This is a genomic window from Almyronema sp. (assembly GCF_052168255.1).
In the GTDB taxonomy this organism is placed as follows: Bacteria; Cyanobacteriota; Cyanobacteriia; order Phormidesmidales; family Phormidesmidaceae; genus Sphaerothrix; species Sphaerothrix epifaneia.
The window spans coordinates 1-25,764 of sequence record NZ_JBQLZL010000030.1 but is presented as its reverse complement, the minus strand read 5'-3'; the positions used below and the strand labels follow the sequence as shown (position 1 = coordinate 25,764).

General features: G+C 49.7%; 22 protein-coding genes and 1 CRISPR repeat array. Of the genes, 5 read left to right on the top strand and 17 right to left on the bottom strand.

Translation table 11 applies throughout. The features are described from left to right. Positions 1-308: 308 nt before the first annotated feature. Entirely contained in the window at positions 309-1,664 is a 1,356-nt protein-coding gene (locus ACTS3T_RS05630; RefSeq protein ID WP_377963593.1) for an AAA-like domain-containing protein, read from the top strand. A gap of 159 nt (positions 1,665-1,823) precedes the next feature. Here ACTS3T_RS05630 and ACTS3T_RS05625 read toward each other — a convergent pair whose 3' ends face one another. Then, positions 1,824-2,102, bottom strand: a complete 279-nt coding sequence (locus ACTS3T_RS05625) for a hypothetical protein (RefSeq protein ID WP_377963595.1) — start codon at positions 2,100-2,102, stop codon at positions 1,824-1,826. Between the two features lie 933 nt (positions 2,103-3,035). Here ACTS3T_RS05625 and ACTS3T_RS05620 point away from each other — a divergent pair. Continuing rightward, complete coding sequence (locus ACTS3T_RS05620; RefSeq protein WP_462934845.1) at positions 3,036-3,272, top strand: hypothetical protein; 237 nt, start codon at positions 3,036-3,038, stop codon at positions 3,270-3,272. A 173-nt stretch (positions 3,273-3,445) separates the two neighbouring features. Here ACTS3T_RS05620 and ACTS3T_RS05615 read toward each other — a convergent pair whose 3' ends face one another. The 4 genes from ACTS3T_RS05615 to ACTS3T_RS05600 all read right to left on the bottom strand — a co-directional run bounded on the left by ACTS3T_RS05615 (position 3,446) and on the right by ACTS3T_RS05600 (position 10,250). After that, positions 3,446-7,192 (bottom strand): CHAT domain-containing protein, encoded by a 3,747-nt coding sequence (locus ACTS3T_RS05615; RefSeq protein ID WP_377963603.1) that lies wholly within the window; start codon positions 7,190-7,192, stop codon positions 3,446-3,448. A gap of 210 nt (positions 7,193-7,402) precedes the next feature. Beyond that, entirely contained in the window at positions 7,403-8,536 is a 1,134-nt protein-coding gene (locus tag ACTS3T_RS05610) for a hypothetical protein (protein WP_462934844.1), read from the bottom strand. Between the two features lie 54 nt (positions 8,537-8,590). Beyond that, positions 8,591-8,899 carry a hypothetical protein gene (locus ACTS3T_RS05605; RefSeq protein WP_377963607.1) on the bottom strand — a complete coding sequence of 103 codons (309 nt, stop codon included), beginning with the start codon at positions 8,897-8,899 and terminating at the stop codon, positions 8,591-8,593. A gap of 34 nt (positions 8,900-8,933) precedes the next feature. Then, a complete protein-coding gene (locus tag ACTS3T_RS05600; RefSeq protein ID WP_377963609.1) occupies positions 8,934-10,250 on the bottom strand; it encodes a tetratricopeptide repeat protein in 1,317 nt (438 codons plus the stop codon). A 379-nt stretch (positions 10,251-10,629) separates the two neighbouring features. Here ACTS3T_RS05600 and ACTS3T_RS05595 point away from each other — a divergent pair, with 379 nt between their 5' ends. Further along, positions 10,630-11,868: a TIR domain-containing protein gene (locus ACTS3T_RS05595; protein ID WP_462934843.1), complete on the top strand. Its 1,239-nt coding sequence runs from the start codon at positions 10,630-10,632 to the stop codon at positions 11,866-11,868. A gap of 180 nt (positions 11,869-12,048) precedes the next feature. Here ACTS3T_RS05595 and ACTS3T_RS05590 read toward each other — a convergent pair whose 3' ends face one another. The 12 genes from ACTS3T_RS05590 to ACTS3T_RS05535 all read right to left on the bottom strand — a co-directional run bounded on the left by ACTS3T_RS05590 (position 12,049) and on the right by ACTS3T_RS05535 (position 23,820). Next, entirely contained in the window at positions 12,049-12,678 is a 630-nt protein-coding gene (locus ACTS3T_RS05590) for a hypothetical protein (protein ID WP_377968004.1), read from the bottom strand. Between the two features lie 3 nt (positions 12,679-12,681). Further along, on the bottom strand, positions 12,682-13,776 hold the full coding sequence (locus ACTS3T_RS05585) for an RAMP superfamily CRISPR-associated protein (RefSeq protein ID WP_377968003.1): 1,095 nt from the start codon (positions 13,774-13,776) through the stop codon (positions 12,682-12,684). After that, positions 13,763-14,215, bottom strand: a complete 453-nt coding sequence (locus tag ACTS3T_RS05580; protein ID WP_377968002.1) for a hypothetical protein — start codon at positions 14,213-14,215, stop codon at positions 13,763-13,765. The genes ACTS3T_RS05585 and ACTS3T_RS05580 overlap by 14 nt, the downstream gene beginning before the upstream one ends. Further along, complete coding sequence (locus tag ACTS3T_RS05575) at positions 14,212-15,162, bottom strand: RAMP superfamily CRISPR-associated protein (protein WP_377968001.1); 951 nt, start codon at positions 15,160-15,162, stop codon at positions 14,212-14,214. Before ACTS3T_RS05575 ends, ACTS3T_RS05580 begins: the two co-directional genes overlap by 4 nt. Then, a complete protein-coding gene (gene csx7 / locus ACTS3T_RS05570) occupies positions 15,155-16,045 on the bottom strand; it encodes a type III CRISPR-associated RAMP protein Csx7 (RefSeq protein ID WP_377968000.1) in 891 nt (296 codons plus the stop codon). The genes ACTS3T_RS05575 and csx7 overlap by 8 nt, the downstream gene beginning before the upstream one ends. 20 nt (positions 16,046-16,065) lie before the next feature. Continuing rightward, positions 16,066-16,467, bottom strand: a complete 402-nt coding sequence (locus ACTS3T_RS05565) for a type II toxin-antitoxin system VapC family toxin (protein ID WP_377967999.1) — start codon at positions 16,465-16,467, stop codon at positions 16,066-16,068. Next, a complete protein-coding gene (locus ACTS3T_RS05560; protein WP_377967998.1) occupies positions 16,460-16,708 on the bottom strand; it encodes an AbrB/MazE/SpoVT family DNA-binding domain-containing protein in 249 nt (82 codons plus the stop codon). Before ACTS3T_RS05560 ends, ACTS3T_RS05565 begins: the two co-directional genes overlap by 8 nt. 13 nt (positions 16,709-16,721) lie before the next feature. Beyond that, positions 16,722-17,171, bottom strand: a complete 450-nt coding sequence (locus tag ACTS3T_RS05555) for a hypothetical protein (RefSeq protein ID WP_377967997.1) — start codon at positions 17,169-17,171, stop codon at positions 16,722-16,724. Continuing rightward, positions 17,168-18,385, bottom strand: a complete 1,218-nt coding sequence (gene csx10 / locus ACTS3T_RS05550) for a type III-D CRISPR-associated RAMP protein Csx10 (RefSeq protein ID WP_377967996.1) — start codon at positions 18,383-18,385, stop codon at positions 17,168-17,170. Before csx10 ends, ACTS3T_RS05555 begins: the two co-directional genes overlap by 4 nt. Then, positions 18,382-19,110, bottom strand: coding sequence for an RAMP superfamily CRISPR-associated protein (locus ACTS3T_RS05545; RefSeq protein ID WP_377967995.1), 729 nt, complete (start codon positions 19,108-19,110; stop codon positions 18,382-18,384). The genes csx10 and ACTS3T_RS05545 overlap by 4 nt, the downstream gene beginning before the upstream one ends. Positions 19,111-19,112: 2 nt before the next feature. Then, the gene (gene cas10, locus ACTS3T_RS05540) at positions 19,113-21,482 is read right to left on the bottom strand and encodes a type III-B CRISPR-associated protein Cas10/Cmr2 (RefSeq protein ID WP_377967994.1); all 2,370 of its coding nucleotides are present in this window, start codon (positions 21,480-21,482) and stop codon (positions 19,113-19,115) included. An 817-nt stretch (positions 21,483-22,299) separates the two neighbouring features. Then, positions 22,300-23,474: a CRISPR direct-repeat array (repeat unit 35 nt; unit sequence GTTCAAATTTCATTACCCCGCAAGGGGACGGAAAC). Positions 23,475-23,667: 193 nt separating this feature from the next. Further along, positions 23,668-23,820: a hypothetical protein gene (locus ACTS3T_RS05535; RefSeq protein ID WP_462934842.1), complete on the bottom strand. Its 153-nt coding sequence runs from the start codon at positions 23,818-23,820 to the stop codon at positions 23,668-23,670. A gap of 222 nt (positions 23,821-24,042) precedes the next feature. Between ACTS3T_RS05535 and ACTS3T_RS05530 the strand changes: the two genes are divergently transcribed. Then, positions 24,043-24,273: a helix-turn-helix transcriptional regulator gene (locus ACTS3T_RS05530; protein WP_377968315.1), complete on the top strand. Its 231-nt coding sequence runs from the start codon at positions 24,043-24,045 to the stop codon at positions 24,271-24,273. A 307-nt stretch (positions 24,274-24,580) separates the two neighbouring features. Continuing rightward, positions 24,581-25,630 (top strand): choice-of-anchor A family protein, encoded by a 1,050-nt coding sequence (locus tag ACTS3T_RS05525; protein WP_377968316.1) that lies wholly within the window; start codon positions 24,581-24,583, stop codon positions 25,628-25,630. Positions 25,631-25,764 lie beyond the last annotated feature (134 nt).

The window sequence follows — 25,764 nt, the reverse complement described above, 5'->3', positions numbered from 1 at the left end:
GCCTGAATCATGCGTTTTTTAGAACTAACGTCCTGTTAATCCAGCTAAAGGCAAAAACAAAGCGCTTCTATCAGCGGCTTGCAGCCATTGAAGGGTGACACCGCTGCTGGCTACCGCTACCGCGCTGTGAATAGCCGCCATCCGCAACAAGATTTCAGCAGTCCGAAAATGCCTCTCCTCCTTACAGTCCCCGAAAGCGTAGCCGCCTCCCTGCGGCCTTGTTGGAAATTGCTGGCAATCTACACTTGGCAAGCGGTAGGCGGCTTTCAATCTTCTACGATGGCTTTATACAGGAAAAGGAAGGGGAGATGTTCGCGCAAGATGCCCTAGCTTTGCTCGACCAACTCTTGCCGGTTACCCTTAGCAACCTGCAAGAAACGGTCTTTTGCCAGGTCTGGGAAGACAAAACCTATGCCGAAATTGCCGATGAGTACAACTACGAGCACAGCTACATCCGCGATATTGGCTTTCGTCTTTGGCAACTGCTGTCAGAAGCCCTGCGAGAGAAGGTGACCAAAAGTAACGTCAAGGCTGTGTTGAGCCGTTATGCCCGTAGTCAAACGGCTACAGCAGCTCAACGGACGACGGTTCAGTCTGACTTGGCGACAAAATACGCTTCTGTAGAAAGCGCTGCACTGGAATTTCCCAATGGCCCGGTGCCGCTCAACTCTCGCCTCTATATTGAACGTCCTCCCATTGAAGCTAGAACCTTTGCGGAGGTGCTCAAACCCGGCAGCCTCATCCGACTCAAAGGCCCCCGCCAAATGGGTAAAACCTCACTGCTCAGGCGGATTCTGCACCACGCCAAAACCCACGATATTGAAGTCGTTCCCCTGAGTCTGCACCGGGTTGATCAAGCTACGCTACAAGACTTAGACCGTTTTTTACGCTGGTTTTGTGCCAATATCAGCTATCAGCTAGGAATTGAATCTAAGCTTGACGAATACTGGAATACAGATATTGGCAGTAAGGTGAGCTGCACCCTTTATTTAGAAGAATATTTGCTAAAGCAAATTCAAAAACCGATTGCGATCGCCCTCGACGAAGTCAACGAACTTTTTCAGTTCTCGCAAATTTCTGCTGAATTTTTGCCACTGCTGCGATCGTGGTATGAAGATGCCAAAGAAATTGAGGAATGGCGCAAAGTTCGCTGGATTCTTTCCCACGCTACCGACATTTATGTACCGCTGCAAATTAAACAATCTCCCTTTAATGTCGGATTATCCATTCCTCTGCCAGAGTTTTCTATTCCTCAAATTCAAGACTTAGTTGAACGACATGGCTTGCGAAATCTTTTAGGGGTGAATGGCATTAACAAACTCATGCCTCTGCTTGAGGTTATTAGCTGTCGCCCTGGCTTAGTGAGATTGGCTTTGTATCACCTCAGCCAGCAAAGTGCAGATGTTGATGAGTTAATTGCCAACGGCCATACTCAATCAGGCATCTACAGCGATCATCTACGCCACTTACTAGCAGCCATTCATCCCTATCAAGATCTTCAGTCAGCTTTGTTAACCGTCATTGCGTCTGAGGGTTCTGTAGAGCTACCCCCAATGACGGCTTATCGACTAGAAAGCATTGGGCTAATTAAGCTTGAAGGTAATATGGCTACCATCAGTTGTAGACTCTACAGCAAGTTTTTCTCGCAATATCTCTCTGCCTAAATATAGATAGCTTAAGGCAGAAGGGTAAGGGCAAAAGGCAAAAAAAGAGCTTTGCTGCCAGCGGATATTGGGGGAGTGCTTTAGCAAAACTGTGAAAAAATAGGCTCTCTTGAATCAGAGAGCCTATAGCTTTTGAATGATTTTGTGGACGACTAAAAATTAGTCTTTATCCAAGTTTTCCTGACGCAGTTGGTCAAAATCAACCGCGCCTTTATCCAAGTTTTCTCGACGCAGTTGGTCAAAGTTGACGCCCCCAGAAATACCTTCTAAATCAGCATCGGAAACCGCGTCTTTGTCCAAGTTTTCCCGACGCAGTTGGTCAAAATCGACTGCACTTTTGTCTAGATTTTCTCGACGCAGTTGGTCGAAGTTAGTGCCGCCGCTGACATCTTCTAGCTGCTCGTCAGGTACAGCGTCTGGATTAGTTTTGTCAGTCATAAGAATACTCCTGCCAAATGATTACAGGTTTATTCTAAACATCGAGTTTTATCTGGTATGCCTGAAAAAATCGCAAGTGGTCAAAGCTATCGCTGCAAGTACAAGGCTGAAGGCAAACAAGAAGATTTTAATCAGCCGCTTACGGCAATTTAAGTATTAAAATCTGTTGCTAAATTTATAGTCTTTAAGGTGATTTAGAGTTTTATAAAAAACTTCTTAGCAAATACTTAGCTTAGGCTCATCAGCCTCTCATGGTAAACTCATAAATTGTTAAAACTCGAATTTTTTATCAGCATTTGTTGGAAAAAATCTGTTGTCTTTGGCAAAGGTTAATTTTGCTGTTAATTTCTTTTCATCTAAAAAAATGGCATCCGTTTTTTCTGGAAAAAACACTTTATGACAAAAACTCAGCCATAGCCATTTAGGCTGAAGGATTACCCAGGGTGAGCAATCTAAAAAGGCATTAATGCAGTCGTGGTTTCTAAATTTTCGCTAGACAAATTTCAACCCTGGCGATCGCTGGGCAAAAATAAAAAACAGTAGCTTTCATAGGCTATCGACGCCCAAGCTGGTAGCAGGTTTAAAGCGGTACGCTGTAGAAGCTATGCGATCGCTAAAAACCCACAGTTGACCCCAGGGCATTTACCCCCTATGCTCAATCATTAAGCTGTCATGCGTGATAGCCAATTGCCGCAGAACTCGAAAACCTTAGCGGTACCTGAAGGTGTTAGCACCACCCACAGGCACCTAATCCCCAGAGCTGGAATCGGCAGTCTGGAGACTGAGCTTATGGTAAGCCCTAGTCGCCCCGATTGGCACCCACATCCGGGGAGGCTAGGGTTTTCGATTCTGTTTTCCTCCAGATCCCTGCCAGCCTCCCCTCAAAAGGGAAGTGGCAGCGGCTCTACTTAAACCCAAAGGAGAACCGAATCGATGTTTCAATTTCCCGCTGAACCGGACGCCCAAGCGTCCACCGTTTCCCATAGCACTAGTCCTCGCCGCGATCGCATTCGTCATCTCATCTTCGGCACCCTCGAAGCCGTCACCCTAACGATCAAAATCCAGCACAAACAAGGCTACGCCGAACCCAACGACTGGAGCGACCCCATGCCCACAGGCCGCCCCAACGAATGGTTTGCCATCGTCACTAAGCAAGTGTTGATTGACTAGATAAATTGGCGGCTAGGGGCGGGTTTTGAGCGCGATTTCGCTGTCATGGCGATTAAAGGTCTACCAAACCCGCCTCTACAGTTTAGGGCGATCGCTCAAAACCTTTGGCAAGAGACATGGGTAAACCCTAAGAACAGCCAGAATAGCCCCAGTTTAGCGTGACTGCGATCGCCCTAAAGCCCATTGCCAATTAGAATAAACGGTGCCCAATAATAAGGATGACTCAGTTGGCCGTAGGCTTCTTGTGGCGTACTGCCATCCTGAAGGCGAAGATCAATGCCAGCCCGTTGCAAACCAAGCATAGCTTCATCCCCTGCAATCATCGCGACCTGCGCCTGCTGCAAGGCTTCAGCCTTAGACAAATCACTCCTGCTAAGCGCTGTGTAAAAAGCATTCATTAATACCTGCGTGCCGCCATCGCTCACCTGCCACAGCGAGGCGATCGCCGCCCTTGCCCCCGCCTGCTGCATCAAATAGCCAAAGCCTAAAATCTCACTGCCATTTCCCCCCACCGCCGTTTCGCAAGCACTCAGCACCACCAAATCTGCATGGCTCAAATTCCACAGTTCTACATCGCGAAACGTAGCGCGATCGCCATTGCCAAAGACAATAAACGACTCGTCTGGCTGGCCAGTGACAAAAGCCGCATGGGTAGCCAGATGCAAAATGGAATAATCACTCATCTGGTTTTCTACCGCCTGACGGCTAAAGTCATCGTCAAAAAGCGACTGCGTCCCAGGCACGGTGGCCACCAGCGTTTCTACCTCTCGCCCCGCATAGGGCAACCCGGCAAAGCTAAACGTGCGATCGCCCACCTGAAACTGGTAGTTCCCCTGAGAAAACGCCCCCGCTAAAACGCTAGGGGTTTGAGGGGGAGTATTAAAATCCGTCAGGCTAAGAGCTGTAATGTTGTTAATGCGGTAGTTTTCCACTAGCCAGCGATCGCCGTCGTAGAGCGCTGCTAAGGGAATGTAGCGCAGAGTGCTATCGGGGGCGTAGATAATGGTTTCGGCTTGGGCGGCTTGCAGCGCTGTTTCTAAAGGGCGAATCAGCCAGTCGTAAAGCTGCTGCGCCGAGTCGGTGACGCTGGCCTGACGATTTTCTAAAGCGCTGCGAAACTCAGTAATCACCCGGTTTAGCTCACTGCGGCTGACAGGCACCGGACGACGGATAGGGGGGGCATAGGGGGTCACCAGAATTAGTTCCAAGCGATCGTCTAGCACCAGCGGATAGAGCAGTACCGCCTTTGGGTCAAGCTGTTGCAAATTGTCTTGCAAACTGCGCAAAAGGCGCGGCTCTAGGTTTTCGCCCCCTTCTACTCGCCGCAGTTCGTCTACTAAAGTAACCACCGCTGGCGTGCGGATAAAGGCTAAAAATGTTTGCGTTAGTTGACGCTGAGCGGCTTCAATTTCCTGCCGTCGTTGTTCTTGGGCGGGGGTGCGATCGCCCGGTTCAATTTTTTGGATCGCCTCTAGTTCTCGACCCAACTGCACCACTTCTGCCAGTTGAGCGTTGTAGAGCGCCAGTAGCTCTTGTTCGGGGGGCAAGGCTTCTAGCCCCTGAGCCGTGGTGGCGTTGCCGCGTACAGTACGCAGATAGTCGTCAATTTCCTGCACTTTCAGCAGCTCTAGCACCTGCTGCGCTTCCAAGATGCGGTCTTGTTGCAAAAGCAGGTCAGCCAGTTCGCGGTAGGTAGGGGCGATCGCGTCGGTATAGCTACGCTGTAGCGCCGGGTCGAGTAGCTGAACTTCCTGGCGAATGGCTTCGCGCCCATTAACGGCCTGTTTATAAAAGGCGATCGCCAGTTCCGGCTGCTGCTGAGTTAGCAAAAGCTGCCCCAGTTTACTCAGGGCATCGGCTTCTAGCTCTCTGGCTGAAACGGCCTGGGCAATGGCCAGCGCTTGCTGGTAGGCATGACTGGCTTCGTCAGCTCGATCGAGAGCCAGTAGCGCATCGCCCAAATAAATCAGCACAGTGCCCACCGTCCACTGGCTATTCGTGCGCTGGGCGCTGAGCAGGGCTTCTTCGGCAAACTCCAGCGCTCGATCCGGTTGGGCTTGAGCCAGGTACGCTTTACTCAGCCCGGTTAGCGCCTGCGGCAGCGGATAGCTATAGGCCAAATTGAGAGCTGCTTGGTAAGTGGCGATCGCCTGTTCATACTGTTGCTGTTTGAGATAAACCTCTGCCAGCGCCGCCAGCGCTTGAGATTGCACCAGTTGATTGTCGCCACTTTGGGCGATCGCCTGTTGATAAAGCGCTTCAGCCTGCTGGTAATGCCCCAGCGATAAGTACACCGTACCCAAGCAAGCCAAACAGGTAGAGGCTTGAGCCTGCGCATCCCAGGCATTGTTTTGATTTAACTGATCAATGACGCTGAGCAGTTGTCGGGCAGCCGTCAACGCTTCGGGGTACTGGCCGAGCGTTAAATAAGTATTGACCAGCGGCCCTAACAGCATATTGGCTAACGGCAAGTCTCCGACTGCCTGGGCAAGGCTAAGGGCGCGTTCGTAAGCATCAGCCGCTTGTCTGTGATCTTCTAACCCGCTATAAGCAACTCCCTTCATATAAAGGGCATAGGCTTCTCTGGCTGGGTCGGCTGCTAGCTGAGCCAGGGTTTGCGAACGGGTGGTTACGACGAGAGCGGCTTGAAAAGCGCGATGGGTTAATTCAATAGAGCCAGGAAGGGTAGCGACCTGATTGGGGGGAAGGGTAGCGCCAAGCTGACTAAGGCGATCGCGGGCTTGCTGAGCAAACTGGATAGCTTCAGCCTGATTGCCCAGGGCATAGTGCGCTTCAGACAAAAAACGCAGTCCAAAGGCTTCGGCGGCTAAAGGGGTGAGGGGGCTGCCGTTGGCAACATAAGAGGAGTCAGGATCGGCAGCGATCGCCGCTAAAAATTGCTCACCCGCCTGAATCACTTCTTCATAGCGACTGGCAGCTAGATAGAGCGGCATAGCCTGATATAAAAACATCGGCTCATTTCCGGTGGCGCCCACCTGTTGCTGAAATTCGTCAATCGCACCTAAAACAGTACTGAGTGATTCTGTCCCCAACCCGCTATCGGGTCGCCAAACAGAGGGTTGTGACTCAATGGCACTGAGATCAACTAGTTGCGCCGCTTCAGTAACAATGGCTCGATACCAGGCAATCCACTGCGGCCAGACCTCTTCTGGGTTGGCAAAGTTGGCCTGGGCGGTTTGGAGTAATGCAGCAGGCGGATTGTTAGCCCGTTGCGAAAAAGCTTGGCGCTGGTCAGCGGGCAAGAAAGGGGTATAAAAGCTAAACAGCCCCGACAGCGCCTCTGCTTGCGCTTGCCAGTCTCCAAGTTCATCTGCGATCGCCAGTTGTTGTTGCATAGCTGCGATCGCCTGCTCAGGGTTGCCGTAGGTAAAGTAGCTATGGGCTAATGCCTGCCAAAGCCCCATTTCTCGTCGGCGATCGCCTGCCGTTTGGGCATCGGCAATCCGCTGTTCAAACTGGGCAACAGCAGCTTCGAAGCGATTGAGATAGCTATATTCAAAGCCCAGCGACATCAGCAAAATCACTTCTAGCTCTAGATCTAGCGCTGATTCAGGTAAAGCCAGTGCGGCTGCGGTAAAGCGTGCCCCTTGCTGATACTGACCAATGTTTAAGTAGGTTTGCCCTAGCCAATACAGAGTTTGTAGCTCGCCATTGCGATCGCCTGCTTGCTGGTATAGCGCTAGCGCCTGCCGCCACAACTCTAAGGCGGTCTGAATTTCCTGCACCTGCGTTGCTTGTTGGGCTTGCTGAAACAAACGGTTGGCTTCTGCTAAAGGATCTGCCGTTTGAGCTTGGGCAATGGGCAGTGCCAGGGGCAATCCAGGTTTAAGCAGAAGCGAAACCCCCAGGGCGATCGGCGCAAACAGCACCAGCGCTAAGCGTGTCGATAAATCGGTCATAAAGCGCTTTCCTCAAGGCTGGTCGGGGCTAATCGGGCACGATAGCTAAAGGCAGAGGGCAAAAGAAAAGCTTTGCTGTCAAAGGCTTTCAGCTATTTGAGTGGCTTGAACCTGGGTGGCAGCAGCGATACCTTGGCAGCAGATTACGGCAACCAAAAACCTAAACCCAGTTTAAGCAAGCCTTCAAGCAAATCAGGGGAAGATTACAAACTATTGCCCGTTAAGGGGCGGGGCCACCGCCGTTAGCCACTGGGTCTCGATCGTGCGAATCCACTCTGTATCTTGCAGCAGCCGATAGTACACCAGCGATCGCCGCAAATACTGCGCCGCCAAACCCCGGTCTTGGGTTGCCGCGGCTGCTTTCGCCAGTCCGACATAAGCTGCTGCTTGTGTTAGCGTATCGCCCGTTTGAACCGCTAAAGCGATCGCAGTTTCATAGTGCTGCGCCGCTGCCTGATAAGCTGCCGTGCGCAAATAGCAATTGGCTAAAAGCTGGTGTTCGGTAGCGCCCAGCTCGGCTCGATCGCTCAGCGGTTCTAGCACCGCGATCGCCTGCCAGTACAACCCCACCTCCTCATAGAGATAGCCCAGCGCCAACGCCTGTTCTATCTCGGTGACGGTCTGGGCGTTGAGATCAGCAACGGTGGTTTGCACCCTTGCTAGCGGTGCCGCCGCTAACGGCTGTAGCGGTAGCTCATAGATTGTTTCAGCCCTGCTCACGCGCAAGGTATATCTGCCGTTGGGGCTGAGGGCAGAGCCGCTATAGGCGATCGCGGTTTCTGTTGTCTCCATTTCCCACAGCAAGGTTTCCACCAGTGCTGGCGGCAAAATCTCAAAGGGATCGTCGCTGGCTGGCTGCAGGGGTTCAAGCGCCAAAAGCTGCACCTGGTAAACCGTCTCTCCAGGGAGGGCAGGCCAGCGCAGCGTTGACGTTTCAGGCAGAAGCTGGGTTACGTAGGGAAAGTCTCCCGCTAGCAGCGCGAGAAAATCTGCATCATTACGGGAATCGGTAGAGCGGACAAGGTCTGGACAGATTTGGCTCAACGCTAGGCGACGGGGAACAGGGCGAGGATTGGCCTGGGGACGGCAGCGCACTGTCACCCGCGTTCTGGGTCCTGGCAGCACCACATCACCTGAGCGCAGTTCTAGCCCACGAAAACCAATGCGATAGCCAGACTGCCCGGTTTGCTGCACAAACACATTGCCGCCCTGAATCTCAACAATTTCTGGCTCAGCCGCGATCGCCGATTGAAGCAGGCTCGAAACAGCCAGCAGTATGGTGGAGATAAATAGCGGGTGCAGTAATGTCAGGTTCAATCTAGACTTACGGATTAGAAACACCACAGGCCAATCAACGTAGGCAAATTAATCTAAAAAGCGCTCACTCATTGCGGTTCGTTATTTGATTAAAAGGTCTCTTATTTCATCCAAGGGACCTGTGTCTGACTGAAAAGACGGACACATTTGCCTCAACGAACGTCGGTTAGAAAAGGTACGCGGACTGCTATTTGACTGACAGCGCACGCTGAAATTTGCTCCTGACGTCGGCTCAACGATATCGCCAAACTCTAGCCTCATACCCGGCGTGCCAGGGAGCGGTGCGTCTTGCCCCACTCGCTTGACAGCCACGCTACCCCCCTTAATTTCGACAATTTCTGCACGGGTGGCGGCGATCGCTGGCTGGCTGAGGTTGATGAATGCAAACAAAGTGAACGCTATGAACAAAAGAGAAAGAGCGCGTTTAAGGAGTCGTTGCATCTTCAGTTTCCTGGGGTTCTGGTTGACGGGTTTCGTACAGGCCAATCCAGGCATCTTCATCAGGATTAGCCGGGTTAGCAAATCGAAAACAAGTCTCCCAAGCCGTATCCGCTTCTGCAGTTGAAGCGTAGGGAGCGGCGTCTAAAACTTGAGCCAGTAAGCAGTGAGCCGCCGCGCGATCGCCAGGAGTCTGCGTCAATGGCTGCAACACCGCTGTATCCAAGGCAATTGCGTCATTTAAGCTATCCTGGGCTTCGCTATAGCGTTTCTGTTCTAACCTGGCCCAGCCCAAGTTCTTAAGCAGAGTATAGTTGACCTCTGCTAGATCAGCGTCAGTGGTGACATCAGCGGTGATTTGCTCAATTCCGCGTAGCAAAGGCAAAATCGCGGCCTGAGGGTCTGCTTGCAGAATATAAAGACGGCCTAGATTGTTAATCGCCTTCAGCCAAATCACTTTGTCATCAACTTCCGCTGGGCTGCTCTGCACCACAAACTGATATTGGGCGATCGCATCCTCGGTTTGTAGCAGGTCTTCGTAAAGTAGCCCCAGGTGGTAATGAGCCGCTTCATAGTCGGGGCGTAGGGCGATCGCGGTTTGGTAGTCATTGAGGGCACTACTGAGACGACCCGCCCTGTAGTGTTCGACGCCCCAGTGGTTGTACCCAATAGCCACCCAGGGCAGCGAACCGTGAATGGCCGCCACACCGACAAACACCGCCCCTGAAGCGGCGCAGCTCCACTCCTGCCACTGGTAGGCTGGCACACCGCGATCGCGCAGAAATTGTTCCCAGGCTTCGCGGCCAGAATCGGTAAATGCGCCGCGTCCGGCTATCAGTGTCACCACTGCTTGCGTCACCACAGCAATGGTGCCAGCGGTTTCCAGCCCGTCGCGCCAAAAGCGAGAAGCGGTGTTCAAAATTAGGCTAGCGGAGAGGGTGAGAAACACCAGCGAGAGCACATTCCACAGGCGATCGCGCTGGCTCCATTTTTCAGCCGCAGCATCCGGCGGCAGTGCCCACCACCAGGCGGTTTCGTGGGGTCTAAATAAGGTGTGCCAGTCTTCAAGCTGAGGGCAGGCTTGAATTTTGGCCTGCTGGGCTTTGAGCTGGCTATCTTTTGCATTGAGCTGCAAAACATCGGCAACCTCAGGCCGAGTACCTTTGTTCAGCAGGGCTTGCAGGCGATCGCGGCTGAGCAGAGCTTCTAAAATTTCGCGGTCTGTGGCAACGGGCGATCGCGCTAGCGCTTCGATGGCTAAGCTGTAGGCGTGTAGATGAGTGCGGAAGGCTGAGCTAGACACGGGACAGGTAAAAGAATACGGATGTGACAGGACAGATCTCGTTTATTCACCGCCTTTTGAGTTTGGCCGCATCGCCACAGCAGCAGGGATAGATATCTTATACTTTCAAATACTTTCAAACTTTTCTGGCGATACTCCCCCATCGGCTTTTGTATGCGATCTCGAACCATTTGGCAATAGGCATACACTAAAACAGAACTGAGATTAGGATTAAGTTAGAATTTTCCGCAGAATTCACACGCGGAAGCCGAGCAAAGCAAAGTGTTTCTGCTTCTCAAGATACAGGAATTGCCCAGGCTAATTGAGAAAAACGCGATCGGGGTCGTTTGGCACAGCGGCGGGCTGTCAGAGAGTGGGTGAGGAGACAAGGAGGCTAAACATGAAAGATTTTTTTGTAAGTTACAATTCTCAAGACCGTACTTGGGCTGAATGGATTGCCTGGACATTAGAAGAAGCCAGTTATTCGGTGATTATTCAAGCTTGGGACTTTCGGCCAGGTGGTAATTTTGTGCTAGACATGCAGAAAGCAGCCCGAGATAGCCAGCGGACTATCGCTGTCTTATCTAATAACTACCTACAGGCAGAATACACACACCCTGAATGGGCTACTGCATTCGCCAAAGATCCACAGTCCCTAAAGCGATTGCTGATTCCTATCCGAGTTCAAGAATGTCAGCCTGATGGGATTTTGGGGCAAATCGTCTATGTAGATCTAGTTGGCTGCTCTGCTGAGGCTGCTGCAAAAGAAAAAATCTTGACTATGCTGCAAGAGCGGGCAAAGCCTACTGCTGCGCCAGCTTTTCCTGGGGCAGCCCCAATGCCGCATACGGCGGTGTCAGTTGCACCAGTTTTTCCAGGAACGGGGGCAATAGCCTCATCCCATACTCTTGGCCTTGCAGTACACGGGTGGGATGAACATCGAGCAAATCCTGACCCTATGGTAGAACTAGATTGGCGACAATATTGCGATCGCTCTACACGTAAAGTGCCTAGTCCAGACATCTGGGACAACACGCTATTTCCTCAACTCAAGCAAGCACAACAAACGCTTATAGAAGCTTCCCCCAATCGCTCTATCAAACTATATGGCAATCGCCCACTCACCATGACTTTGGCGATTGGGGTAACCTTTCCTGCCGTAGCAGGTTATCAATTTGAGATTGAACAAGTTACGGGCGGAAAAGCCATGACTTGTAAGAGTACAACAGAGCCATCAACGACCAAACTGAGAGTTGTTCGAGAACAGGGTATAGAGGGGGATAACCTCATTTTCGCTATCAATATCAGCGTTCCAACAGCCTGGGACGACATCAGTCACTTTCATAAAAATAACCTAACTGAGTTGAATGCTTTAGTTTACGTAGAACCAGAACAGGGCGTGGGTCAGCAATCATTACAATCAGATAGCGATGCCGTTGCATTAGCTATTCATGCGAAGGATTTAATTCGTCAGTATCGTCGCCAGTACAAGGCTAAAAAAGTGCATTTGATTTTAATTTGCCCAGCGTTCTTTGCTTTAGTTTTAGGGCAGCACTTGAATGCACTAGGGCAAATTTTGGCCTATGAGCGGACTGAAGAAGGTAGCTATCAAGTTTCAGTATGCTTACGGACAGGTTAGACGAGGATGATTTAGGCAAGCCCTTTTAAGAGAATGTTTGAAAAGATATCTGCTGCGTAGCAAAACGGTTTAGAACCCTCTTAAAAAGGGAGACTGCCGAGCCAATTCCCCCTTTTTCCAAGACAGTAGAGGGGAGCAATAAGTGCCTAAAATCACAATCATTAGCTTTTCAAACACCCTCTAAACGATTCCCTTTACTCGCTTGATTGAGCCATCTTCCTTGAGGTCTTCAATCCGGACGGTTATCTCCTGAGCTATGGTTAGTTTCTTAAATAGCTTAGGCTCTTTGGTCGTTAGCTTGATAGTGCCTAAGAGTTCATAAGTGACTCTGTTGTTTTTGATCGCTACAACTTTAGCAGGAAGTTCCTGTCCAATTTCAAAAGTATGGGATTGGGTTACGGCTCGAACCTCAGCTTCTCGTTCTGACATCACCTCAATCTGCTGAAGCTCGCCAATTGGAGTACTTTTATAGTATTGAACAAGGCGAGCCGCCCAGCCCAAAATCATCAGCATTTGAGGAGCTTCGGCTTGATAGTCTTTCAAATGACTGTCACAGACAGCTTCTAAGCTTTTGTAATAGTCAATCGTCTTTTTACTGTGGCCGATTTGATCACCTCGACGAACCAGCGTTTTGAGGTAATCAAAGAAAGCTTTGCCTGCATTTGCGCGATCGCGATACTCTCTGAGATACGCAATTGTTTTCCTCAGCTCATTGACATCAGTGTCGTCGATCACGAGTTGTCGAGCGATCGCACGGGCTACCTGCCATTGCACTTCGGTTAATTCCAAAGAGATCGTTTCAGTTGTCATGCTTTAGTACATTCCCTCCGGTGCGGTGCGTTGGGTTGGGTAGGCTAGAATTCTTGCAAGTTCCTGAAGCTGGTAGCTTTCAATTAGTTTTTGATGCGCTGAGGCGATCGCGGCCTGCATGTAATTTTTCAGAGGCTCATCGGTTAAGCGATCGGACTCAGGCAGAGCATAGCGAGTGTAGCGGTCTTCAGGACTCGCAGGCTTTTCCAAAGCTTCTACAGTGGCAACCAAGGTGCCCATCCCCACAGGTTTGCCGCCCCCCACTTTAAGCGCGATGGGATAGTCGCTGTCCTGCCCCAAAATTACGAATAGCGTACCGAGTTCTGCTTCCGTCAGGTTCTTAAATTGAAGTGCGGTTTTGAACACATAGGCTTCTGCCGCCTGTTGCACAGGGATACCTCGCTGCTCTCCGGCGTCTATAGCCTTAACCGCATGATGATAGAACTTGCGCCCTGCCACCCTACCGTTGTTTTGATACATCGGGTTTTCTGTTCTGGGCCTATAGAGGGAAGGCATGAATCCGATGCTGGTACTCGCCTTTTGCCCCACAACATCCGCAAAAGAAACCAATCCTTGCCAGCCCATTGCTCCAAATACTCGACAGGCCGGACAAACCTCAACCTGATCTTTTTTAATTTTGCATTCTCCGTAACCCGGAGGAAGCTCTTCCCGTCTTGCCTTGGTCTTACAGAGGCAGCTACGGGTCAGGGCTTCATAGGTTGAGCGAATCACTCCTTTGAGAGAACTTCCTGGAATAATCAGCGTATTTTTATGATGAACAGCCGTTTTAATCAGGTCTACTTTAAAGTTGACATCACGACCCATAGCAACTATCCCAGAAGCCACAAACGTGGAAGTCTGAGCGGTGAGCGTGAGGTAAAGTTTGCCGCTAACTAGGTCTTTTCTGAACCGATTTTGTCCAGCCGGAAATTGGCGATCGACTCCTTTAGCTGGCAGAGGAACTAAACCATAGGGTTTATCTCCAGTATCTGGAACTGGGTTTTGTTTTGCAGTGGTTTGAGGAGAACCTGAACGATCCTTTTTTGGCGTAGGTCGTTGAGGTTGGGCCTTTCTTTTAATCGGTTTAGGTGTTGTCATTGCCTTTTTTCTGCTTTGCAACTAGGGCAACAAAATGCACGACGGCAGTTTTTTTGTCGAGAAAATACCGCTGCTCAATGTTGATGCCGCGATCGGCAATCCCTTGCGGAAAACGAGTTTCGGTTGAAGGATAGATATGAGCAGGGCGATCGCAGGCTTCCCACGCTGCACCTACCGAGTCAAAGCCCTTAGCCAGTTCCGTTGTACTCAGCATCAAAACGCTGTAGCCTAACCCCTGAACTTTCCAGCGTAGTTCGCGATCGCCGTCAAAGACTTGTCCTTCTGGACTGGGAAAGCCTTCCGGTAGACTATGGCATAGACCGCTAACTTTGTGAGGCCAGCGTAGAAAATAGACGCGATCGCTTCCTAGAACAGTGTTGATTAGCGCCTCTAGTTGCTCAGCCGTCTCAACTGTGTTCACCCCCACAAAACCATTCACGCTGCAACCCCCAGTAAACGGCTCCAGGATTTAACCGCTCGAACAAACAGGTCTGTCACCTGTTCTTGCCCTGACCAAGTTAGCTGCACACCAAACCCCAAATCCATCGGGCTTCCGGCTACAGGGGTTTCTTGGCGATCGGGTTTGGGAAAACCGTAGCGCTCGGCTTCATTGGGTTCTAAAAACTCTCCGGCTCCTAAAAGCAAAGTTTTGAGCCAAAGCTGATTTGAGCCAATGGCCTTGATTTGATCAGCCTCTAGCACGCAGCCAGGATATTGTACGACGGCCTTGTTTAAATTAATGTTGACCAAGCCCATCCCCCGAGACTTGGCAAAGCCCAAGCCAAACCAGCCATCATCTAAATCGCGCAAGACTAAACCCATCAACCCAAGCTGCGCCAGCGTAAAGTTTTTGAGATGCAGTTTGGCGCGAAATTCGCCGCTGGTGCAAACTTGATAGTCAAAAGGCCCTACCGCGACTGAGCCATAAACTCTGTCAATGGCAACCCCATTACGCTCCTCGATTTTGAGTTGAGTCTTATCGGCGGGATAAGCATCTTCAATGCGGAGACGACTGGCGATCGCGATACTGCCAAATAGCTGGTCGGTAAAGGAAGATAGCCGATAAAGCTCTCGCGTATCCTTGATGTCATCCAGGTATTGATAGCTGCTTAGATCAAGCGGGTCGCTAGCCCAAAGATCACTTGGATCAGACGGTTTGCGATCGCTGCCCACTGTTCTAACAATCCGCTCAGCATGAGCACGCAGAGCACCCTTGAGAGAGCTGCCGGGTAGGTAAATAGAGCGACCGCCTTGATGATAGGTTTCTACAAACTCCATTTGGGGCTTGGTGGGATCAGCTCCTTCTTTGCCAGATTTAATTAAAATTGGCCCGCAGGGAGTAAGGGTGAATTCAATAGTACAGTGATTGACAAATCGTTTATGCATGGCTGTTCTCCTCTGCAGGGACAGCCTGTTGCTGATTCGAAGTGTACTGAGTTAGATAATTCAATAAGGCAGAAGTCCAGTCTTCTTTGTACGTCAAGAAAGATTCTGGAGAAAGCTTATAATAAGTGTCTTTTTCACCTTTAACTAAGCGCTGTAGATATGTGAGTAACTCTTCGGGGCGTTCTTCGGGATAGTCTACCCACCACACATCTTGGATATTTAGCTTAACAACACCCAAGCCGCGCGATCGCCCGCCGCCTAGAGGAATTTGTTCACTTTCAAACTGATGTAGCCCAATCATCAACAGCCCCAGTTCCCAGTCTTCGGCGTTTTCAACAACGGCCTTGAATTCAAACGGAGTTCCGGCTGGGACAACCTGAAAATCGTAAAGTTTTTTGTCCGCAGCCGTTTCAGTATCGCGATCAATTGAAACGCCGTCACGCTCTTGATACTGACCAAACCAGGTATCTGGTAGAACAGTTAGATCCCGCACCTGAAATTTACTGGATATCCAGGGTGAGCCAAAGAGCCGTGAAACCAAGTCGGTTTCTGCCAAAATAGCTGCGGTCAAAGCTGCGTCATTGTCGTGCTGCTCTTTGAGCAAGTTGATTTCATTTGCAGTTAAAGACCACTCTTCTTCGATGGCGGGATTGGCAACTAGCTTGCGGCTGTCGCCTAAAATGCCACGGAGAAAACTTTCTAGGCGCGATCGCAAAGCTCCTTTGAAACTTGATCCAGGAATCAGCGGTTTTCCTAAGGAATCTTTGACGACTGGCAAGTCTGAACCAATTGGTTCGAGCGATCGCCCTTGCGAAATTCGTAGAGATGTAACGGTAGTGAGGATACCGCTAATTTCTAAGCGGCTCTTAAATATATCAAACATGAATTGTAGCTGCTTATTTATCAACGAATAGTTTGAACTGAGACTTCAATGTCTAGTTCACTCCAAATCTGATCTGCGGTGATGACAGGACACCTAAGCCGTAGCCCAAGGGCTAGACAGGCTCGATCACCTAAAGAAAGCCCCAGAGATCTGGTTCGAGCACGTAGCTGAGCTATTATCAGCGCATCTACTTCAGTAGTTGGCAAGATTTCTAAGCTATTGCCAAGTAAGCCTTGGCTAGTCAAAGTTTTTATCAAATCTTGAGGCACGCACCCCTTATCACTAACTTTAGAAAGAACCTCAGCCCAGTTAATAGCTCCCATGCATACATTAGTCAGCAATACTTTTTCGACCACATCTGCTCCCGGTTCATCGTAAAAGTATGCCAGCATTGCAGAAGCGTCTAGTACAGCATTATTCACTGATAGCACTCCTACGACGTTCTTGAATTAGCTCATCTACCACGCTCTGCTCAGGGGTAGGGTTTTTTAATAGCCCTCGTAAGGATTGAACCTGCTTTTTCAAGCTCACCAATTGCAGCACGTTGTTCTCGGAAATAGTCAGAATGAAGCGATCGCCCACCGTTAACCCAAGTTGCTGACGGACACTTTCTGGAAGAGCTAATCGGCCTTCCGCATCCAGCAATACCGTGTGGTTCTGCATAATTGCACCTTTGCTATATTGATTGACCATCGTTTAGATACTTGAGATAGCGGGCACCGTACCCCAAATAGCGGCGGACTAACTCAATGTGAATTTCATTGGTATGGCTGCTATCAGCACTATTAGCAATATTTTGGGCTGTTGTTCTCAAGTTGCCATCGATGTCAGTCACAATTCGCTCAGCCAGAGACTGAGGGCCACGCCCCCATTTGCGGTCTCGCCCAACCTGATAGCGCAGAAAATTCTTGACAACCTCTGAGCTTTCAGTCGTGTCTGAGACACGTACCAAATTTCGGAACTGAGACTCTTCTAATTTATCTCGATTGTTTTTGGAGTTTTTTTCTGGCTTACTATATTGCGTATTATCCAAGGCATCTTGAATCCATTGCACTAACTTATCTTCCACCTGGCGAATACCGCGCTGCACTTTCAAATCGCGCTGTTGTTCAGCACTAAACGTCATACCGGATCCTCCCAAAACACATGATGAAACTCATTACATACCTGCACCTGCCCAAAGCCTTCTTGGGTTCGCTCTCCAACGCCTTTGCTTTCTAGTTGTTTTAGATAGGGCAGCCACTGATCTATCTGTGCGGTACTCAATAGATAGACAGATCCTCGATTAGTGATTAGCTCCACATCTTTCATCAACCCCCAGGCCGCATTCCAGCCTGAACGGTAGTCGTAGCTGCTATAAATTGAGTAAAGGTTGAGCGGCGCATCGTCAATTTTTGCCATCTGATAGAGCATGTCAGGAGAAATAACTGTGGTGCGCCGCCACTGATCTTTCAAAATGGCATCGGCCTGTAGGTCGAGAGTAAAAAATGTCTGGTCGCTGGGAAACGGTCGGGACTGAGCAAAAGTTTCGCTCCAAGTTTGCCAGCGATCGCGTAGTTTCTGGTTAAACTGCTCAATTCGCGTGGCGATCGCCGTTCTCTCCGTAGCAGCGCCTACTCGAATCTCAACCTTGCCCAAGCCCCGCGATGCAGAGCCACCTAGCCGCCAGTGCTGCTGCTCTAAATACGTCGTGAGCTGCCCTGCTAGCGTCTCATCTTCAAGCGCAATAGTGCTATGAAAGACCGCTGGCTGCTTAGGTTTTGTCTTAGCTTCGTTGATGACCTCAATACTATAGAGCACCTGCTCTTGAGCGGTTGCTCGGCGTCGGTTGATGCCTACCCGCGTCAGTAAGCGCGTATCGACACTGTGAGCCTGATACCTTTCATTCTGGACGGTATAGAACGAGCTATAAGGCTCTGCGCGATCGCCGTTAAGACAGGCCGGATCGTAAGGATAGCCCAAGCTTTCGGCACAAAAGGCATCGATGAGCGTATCAAAGACTCCTACCTTTGCAGAATTTTCAGTACGGAACCCTGGATCATTTTTGGAACTTACCGCTGTAGCGGGTAAGACGTAAACAGGCTGATCTGCGTCATTGGGATAGGCATTACTAAAGATAGCCGCATCTTCTGCCAAAAAGAGCTTCTGAAAGTCACTATCCGGTTGGTCTAAATTTGCGTTGTCTTCAGAGGAAGATTGACGCAGCATTCTACCTGCGATCGCGCCGCGAATCACCGAGCCGGGGATATAGTCCTGAGCTTGAATAATAGAGCCACCTGGCTTCTGATATCCAATCGCCAGTGGCGACAATGCGGTAATCGTCAGTTGCAGGGTGGTCATGAAGCTTTGCCCTCCAAAAGAGAACGCCAATTCTCGTCTACTAAGGTTTGGTTGAAGGGTTGCCAGGTCAGCCACCCTAACCCCGCTGATTTGCTTCCCCCTAACGCATGGATATGGTGCAACGCTGCCAGTATCAGAGGTTTAGTTTGAGGGGGACAATTGGGTTCTAGGTGAAGGTGTCCCGAAAAGGGTAGCTGCACATTCACGGGAGAGGTTTCTAGAAAATAAAGTCTTTGGTCTGCGGCGGTGCGGCGGCGACGGTTAAGAGTCACCCCAGGACGCAAAACTTCCGGCAGGTTGTCGGGTTCAACCTGGCAGACCAGATCATCGACCTCAATGCGAGAAGCCAGAGAGGGATTGCCGAAGATTTGGCAGATCAGGCAGTGGTGCTGCGGGCGACCATTTGCAAATTGCTTGTTTTGGACGCGGTAGGCTTCTCGCTGAAAATCACTGCTATACAGTCCCACTTGAGGACACATTGTTTGAGGTACGGGTGATTCACAAATAGGCCATTGCAAAGCACGGGCTAACTTTTCGCATTCATGGCGAAGCCTGCCTTTGAGCTGAGAGCCGGGAATTAAAAGTTGCCCTCGGGCATTGCGAACAATGGGTTTATCAGCGAGGGAACCGGATGAGCCACCTGCTCCCACGCACAGAGCGCTGTCTATTAGCGCTGTGAGTTGGATAGAGACTGTATTTTGAGTCAAGCTGCTAAGCTGCACCATACCTAAACCTCCTGACTGGCTACAGAGGACTTTGTATCAGCCTGCTCTGGCTTGTCCGTGAAGGGATACAGATCCACCAGTTCTCGCCAAATGGTTTCGTAGGTAGTGCTAGAGTCTTCTCGTATGGACATCCAAGGGGCTAAGTTACCACCGTTTTGCGGATCTTTGGGGGAACACCAAGCGTCCTCAAAGTGTTTCTGCAAAAGCTCCTGTTTCTCCTTGTCTAGTCGCACCCGAAAGTAACGGTAGTTGAGCATAGCTGTATGCTTGCCTCGTTCGAGCAGGCTGCGAATTTGGTAAAGCTGCGATCGCGGAAAGTCTGACTTTTTTAGGGCTTTTGCTGTCTTTAGGAGTCCTTTTATGTCATGCAGCGTATAGGGTGCGCCGTACAGCTTACGTTTGGGCTTGTTGCCAAAGACTAGACCATATTCTCTAAAATGCTGGATATTAGAAGACAGCATTGTGACTGCTTTCATCGCTAGAAAGTCGATAGTGCCCCCAAAATATTCATGCTCTTTTTTCAGGTGTTTGGCCTGGTTCTTGGCTGATTTGAGAAGCTGAGTAGTAAGCTTTTCGGCGTAGTAAATAGGCGTGTCTTGGGCGGTGATCAATACTCCGGCTGACATGCTGAGTTCGCAAGGCGGCGGCTCGTTGCTATTTTCCTGATTGGTATCTTGGGGTTGGTATCGGTGAATCGCCTTAAAGGTTTCTGCGCAGACTGTTTGAGATCTGCGAAATGCTGGGTTTTTATCTACCAATAACGTTTCAAACTGCTTGCAGAGGGTTTGGGCGATCGCCAAAGCTTTATTTGCCGGAACCACCAGCATCACGTCATCGCCGCCAATGGTCAGAATTTCAAAGGGATGAATCCAAGTGCCGTTGCGGTTTTCGCTTTCTGGATCGTTAATTCCAGCAAGTTGATGAGGTTCAAGGTGTTTTGCTAAGGCATAGTAAACGGCGTGTTCTGTCGCCACTGAAACCGCTTCGCTAAACTGTTGATAGTCTTCAGCAGTGGTGATGGTTTGAATGTAGCCCCCCATGTTGTTGCCGTCGGCGTAGATATACCCGACAAAACCACTGCTGGCGTTGCCAATCTCGCGCAGCGATCGCGCTTCTTTCTTATCGTCTTGCAGCTGTTGCTTTTTAGGATTGTATTGAGCGGCTAACTCTGCATGTTTCTGCAAAAAATCGTCATACCGTGTTGTCCAGCTTTCAAGTTCGCCGGGATGCCAGCCTAGCCACTCATCAGGTTTAAACCAAGCTTTATTTTGGTTATCTCTTTTTGCAGTTTGTCCTGTAACCCGCTTCCGCGCTAAAACATCGGAGAACCAAGGTTCTCCAGGTAGCCCTCGTCGATTTTGTTTGTCTTTAATCTGCTGGACAGCAGAGCGGTTTTCAGTCTGATCGCGTTGCACATAGGGATGGGTTTCAAGCATGGGTGGATAACGCCGACTGGGGCGATCGCCCCTGAAGCGATCGTCTCCGCTGCGCCGTTGATTAAACCGCACGGCCAGCTGTCTTACCAGTTCGTTGAAGCTTTTACGCTTTTTAAATTGCTCAGTCAGGTTATCTTCTGCTTTGCCAAAAAGAGCTTCTACTAAGGGCTGCGTTGCATTCTGCAAGTACCAGTCTAGCCAAGGTGTTTGTTCGATCGGGTCTTTGAGCAGGCCGTAGCGAAGTTCTAAAAACCGGAAAGCTTGGCCGACGGCGCAAGAATTGGCGGTGAGTGTTTCAGTGGTATAGCGCTTTTCAATTGCATTGGCGAGATCGTCAGTATAGGCAACGGGGCAAAAGGCTAGAATGTTGCCGCCAGTGGAATAGACAATTAGTTCAGGAATAAGGGCGTCTTGAAGACCTGGAAATTCTGTTTGTAGCCAATCAGTTCGTAGTTGTTGGCAATACTGTGCAACTCTAGCGCACTGTGGGAAGCGATCGCCTGCTTCTTCGCCTTTGAAAAAAGCTGGTAGATCAATCAAGTTGATGCGATCCAGCAGAGCTGAACCTCCACGAATGTCCTGAAGTTTGGAGGCTTCAAAGACATATTGCTTGATTTTGGTGGCTCCACCATAGACTAGGCCAATTCGTTTATTCCAAAGGTCTGGATACTTTTGCACTAAAGCGGTCAGTGCCTCGGCGTTTTCTGGATAATTCGCTTTATCCAAATGATTCAGCTGGATAATTCGTTTTAGATGAAGCTGTATGGCTTCTGGAAACGCCTCACCCGTCTTTATGGCTCTCCGCATTTGCCGTAAGACGTGAATATCCACTTGAGGAATTTTGGCTTCTCCCCAAGCAAAACACCAAGCCAAACCGATCTCAAGGATAGCTGTCGGTTGACAGGCGGGGGACTGTCTCGTCGCTCCGTTAACCATGGTTTATATACAATAAAAATCTCAATTTTTTGTAGTTTGTATGCTTATCGGGAGAAGAACATAAGTCATAAAAACCTACGTTGTAAGCGATTTGGAGTAACCCCTTTGGTAATCTATCAGTCATCCCTAAAATTGAGGGTTCACAGGTCATTCCAGAAAAGGCTCTTGTCGATGGATGGTTTCGGTTTTGTTTAAGCTACTCGTGATTACACTGAGGCACTGCAAATTACTACAATCGCGATAAAATTCGTGCCATTTCTCAACCTTTGCTGTAACAGAACTTATGACGAGGTATGGGTGCAGGCTTTTAGGGTGGGTTGTTTTTGGGCTGCCTTTGGCTACCCAGGGCTACCCCTTCAGGATTGCCTAGACTCAAATGAACATTGATACCCAAAAAGTAAAACACCGCATTCCTTTAATCAAAGACGCTCTCAGCTTACACCAGACTTTGAAGAGGGGTCTTCCTAACGCTGGCTATGGCACTATGGAGTAGGCATTGTAAAGGCGGCGTAGACGAGGTGAGGCAAGAGGCGGCAAAGGATGAGAACTAAAAATGTTGCAAAATGCGTCGTTTTTGTAGACAAAGCTTAAAAGCCTGAGTATTATCGAGCAAAAGCCCCCAAATCTGAGGGGGTCTGCCGATCCTTGAAAACCGCATAACTTCGTTGACCCCCTCAGATCGCTTTCCGTGCAAGGGTTTGCGCCCTGTTTGAAGAGGGGTTATTGACAGTAATTCTCATTTATTTGACCTTGAAGCAGACCCCCTCAGATTTGGGGTGTTGAAAGCCTTGCCCCGCAAGGGTTCCAGATCGAGGGGGTTCAAATTTCATTACCCCGCAAGGGGACGGAAACCTTTCTGCTCAAGCGCCGCTTGAGCTGTTTTCAAACGGTTCAAATTTCATTACCCCGCAAGGGGACGGAAACGAGAAGCTAAGGGTGAAACCAACGTAACCAATGCTGGTTCAAATTTCATTACCCCGCAAGGGGACGGAAACCACCGCGCAATTTGCGATGCTTAGCATTGCCCGAACGTTCAAATTTCATTACCCCGCAAGGGGACGGAAACCCCAGAGTGATCGCCTCACTTTCAAGTACCCAGGTTCAAATTTCATTACCCCGCAAGGGGACGGAAACCAAAATAGTGTAGATACACTGTTCAGGATTGTGCAAGCGTTCAAATTTCATTACCCCGCAAGGGGACGGAAACCGCATCTTGCGCAATGCCGTCTACGTAAAACGGACCGGTTCAAATTTCATTACCCCGCAAGGGGACGGAAACGCGATTGAATGCATCAGGAAAATCCAGCAATAACGAGTTCAAATTTCATTACCCCGCAAGGGGACGGAAACCGCCTGTTACGTGGAAAATGCCACTGTAAACACGTTCAAATTTCATTACCCCGCAAGGGGACGGAAACGTGAGGGATGACGTTGTCCCGAACCCAACCGCAGGCGTTCAAATTTCATTACCCCGCAAGGGGATGGAAACAATAAATAGCCGAACGTCCTGTACGGTAATTTTATCAAGTTCAAATTTCATTACCCCGCAAGGGGACGGAAACGGGATCACTCCCCTTTGAGCAATCTCAACGTATTTAGGTTCAAATTTCATTACCCCGCAAGGGGACGGAAACCGTAGAAATGCTGTTGGAGTGCATCTGCTGCCGACTGAAGGTTCAAATTTCATTACCCCGCAAGGGGACGGAAACAAGGTGCAGGCGCAGGTCCAGGCGCAGGTCCAGGGTTCAAATTTCATTACCCCGCAAGGGGACGGAAACGTTTTTTCGGCCCCTTGACTCAATTTATATGCAACAAGTTCAAATTTCATTACCCCGCAAGGGGACGGAAACTCCCTCTATCTCAATTCCGTCAATAATTGCAGTGCCGTTCAAATTTCATTACCCCGCAAGGGGACGGAAACATCTGTGGGACTGGCGACTACTGCGTAAATACAGTTGTTCAAATCTCATTACCCCGCAAGGGGACGGAAACCTTAACCAAGGCAGAAGTTAGAAGGCAAAAGGATGAAAGGGATGCTCTGCAAGATGTAGAGGTAATACGATAAGAAGTCTGTGACTCTATGCGCTATGAGATCGCCGTTGACCCTACCTCAACTCCTGTCTTCTGCCTCTGTTTCTGCCTTCTGCCCTCAGATTTCTGCCTTCTACCTCCAGCGGCTCTAACACTACGGTAATTTTGCCGTCGGTATGAGGCGGCGCAGAACTTTGAGATGATTTTCGGCGGCGTTGCAATAGCGAAAGCGGCCAACAGTGATGCGCTGACAGCGGGGTAGCAGGCGAATGATGCACCAGGGATAGAGGCGATCGCGGTATTGCATAAGTAGATTCCTTGAACGAGTAGAAAATTTGACAGCAGAAACTGACGGCCTAGTGACCGTTTCAGCGCTATTTGATGAGAGACTGAGGAATGCGAAAAGCGCTCCAGTTAGAAAAGCCTGGATTATGCGCTGATGCAGCAAACCTATATGTAAGTTGACTTATATATTTAGACTTTACCCATAAAGCCTATACAAGTCAACTTACATAGATTGACTTATACTATGGGTAGTTCTGAGCCGTTAACATTAGCAGATTTAAGAAAACGTGCTAGTTTGACTCAGCGCCAAGTTGCAGACTTGCTTGATGTCACAGTTACGACGGTTAGCGCTTGGGAGCGAGGAACCCAGGTACCGCGTTTGACTTTTGCTCAAATCGAGAAACTGCTAGCAGCGTTTGATTGTTCTATTCAAGACTTAGTTAAAGCGACCAATCAGCGCGAAGACGAAAACTAGCATTTTGCCCAGCAATCAAAATCCGCGCGATCGCCTTTGCACCTTCCTTCACCTCAGATTTCTGCCCTCTGACTTCTTCCTCCTGTTTCAGCCTAAACAGTTTAGTTAGGATTGCAAAATTTTATCTACAGACTTAGTAGATACACTGAGACGATTTACCCAGTAATCTGCGCTTTAAAAAACTCTCGTAAAGTGCTGTGAAACCTGGATTAAATCTTAGTAGCAGGGCGGCAAAAGCCGTATTCATGCTGACGAAATAGAGTTTTGGAAGAGTTATTTTTGATACGATAATCTTCTCGGGAATGGTATGCTTCAGAACTCTATTCGTAAATCTCCCTGGGTAGCGCTACCGCTAGCAGTGGCGATCGCCGCTAGTTTTTCCGGCCATGCTCAAGCTGCTTCTTTTGGAATTGCCAACGATTACAACGTATTTGTCTTTGGTGATATGAACCAAAGCTCAGATTCTGAGGGGCGGGTGGCCGTTGGGGGTAATGCAACTTTTTCAAACTTTGGTATTGGCGATCGCTTAGATAACTCGCAAGGTTCAGACACGCGCCTGGTCGTAGGGGGCAATCTCACCTACAACGGCGGCCAAGTTTTTGGCGGCGGCGCTATTGTGGGTGGCCAAATTAATACAGGTGTCAACTTTAACTGCACCCCTAACTGCAACGTTACAACAGGCAACCTGATTGACTTCGACGCCGCTAAAACTTACCTGACTGGTTTTTCGGAGCATGTAGGTGGTCTAGCCGTAACAGGTAGCACAGAGTACAAGTGGGGGGGTATCTGGCTACAGGGCAGCAACTCTGACGTGAACGTATTTACGATTAATGGTTCTGAGTTCAACGGCAAAAGCTACCTCAACCTCAATGGCGTGGGTAATGACTCAACTGTTGTCCTCAACATCCTGGGTGATACCGTCAACATTGCCAACTTCGGCATGAATTTGGGCAACCTTGACCCCTCTAAAGTGCTGTTCAACTTTATCGAAGCCACTCAAATTCAAACGACTGGCTTTTCGTTCGCGGGTAGCGTGTTAGCCACCAAAGCCAATGTGACCTTTAACAATGGCAACGTTGAAGGCCGTTTCATTGCCAACTCCGTCTCCGGTAGCGGTGAATTTCATAACTTCAACTTCGAAGGATATGTACCGGAATACGTGCCACCTGCTCCCGAAGTTCCTGATGCAGGCGAGACCTCTACCGAACTTCCGCCTGAAGTTCCAGGTAACAACGAAACACCCCCTGAAGTTTCAGGTGGCGGTAGCGACCCCGTTGCCGTTCCAGAACCAACAGCCGTAGCAGGTTTGGCGGTTATGGGTGCGCTCTTTGGCGTACGTCGTCGCCAGTCTCGCTAACGCTAGAAGGCAGGCAGCAGGCAGACGGAAAGCATTTCTGTCAGCAGCTTTCAGCCGTTTAAGTGTTTCAGCGCTAGGGGCTAATATCAATTCTCGATTTTGGATTTTCGATTTTGAATTGAACAGTCTTGGCT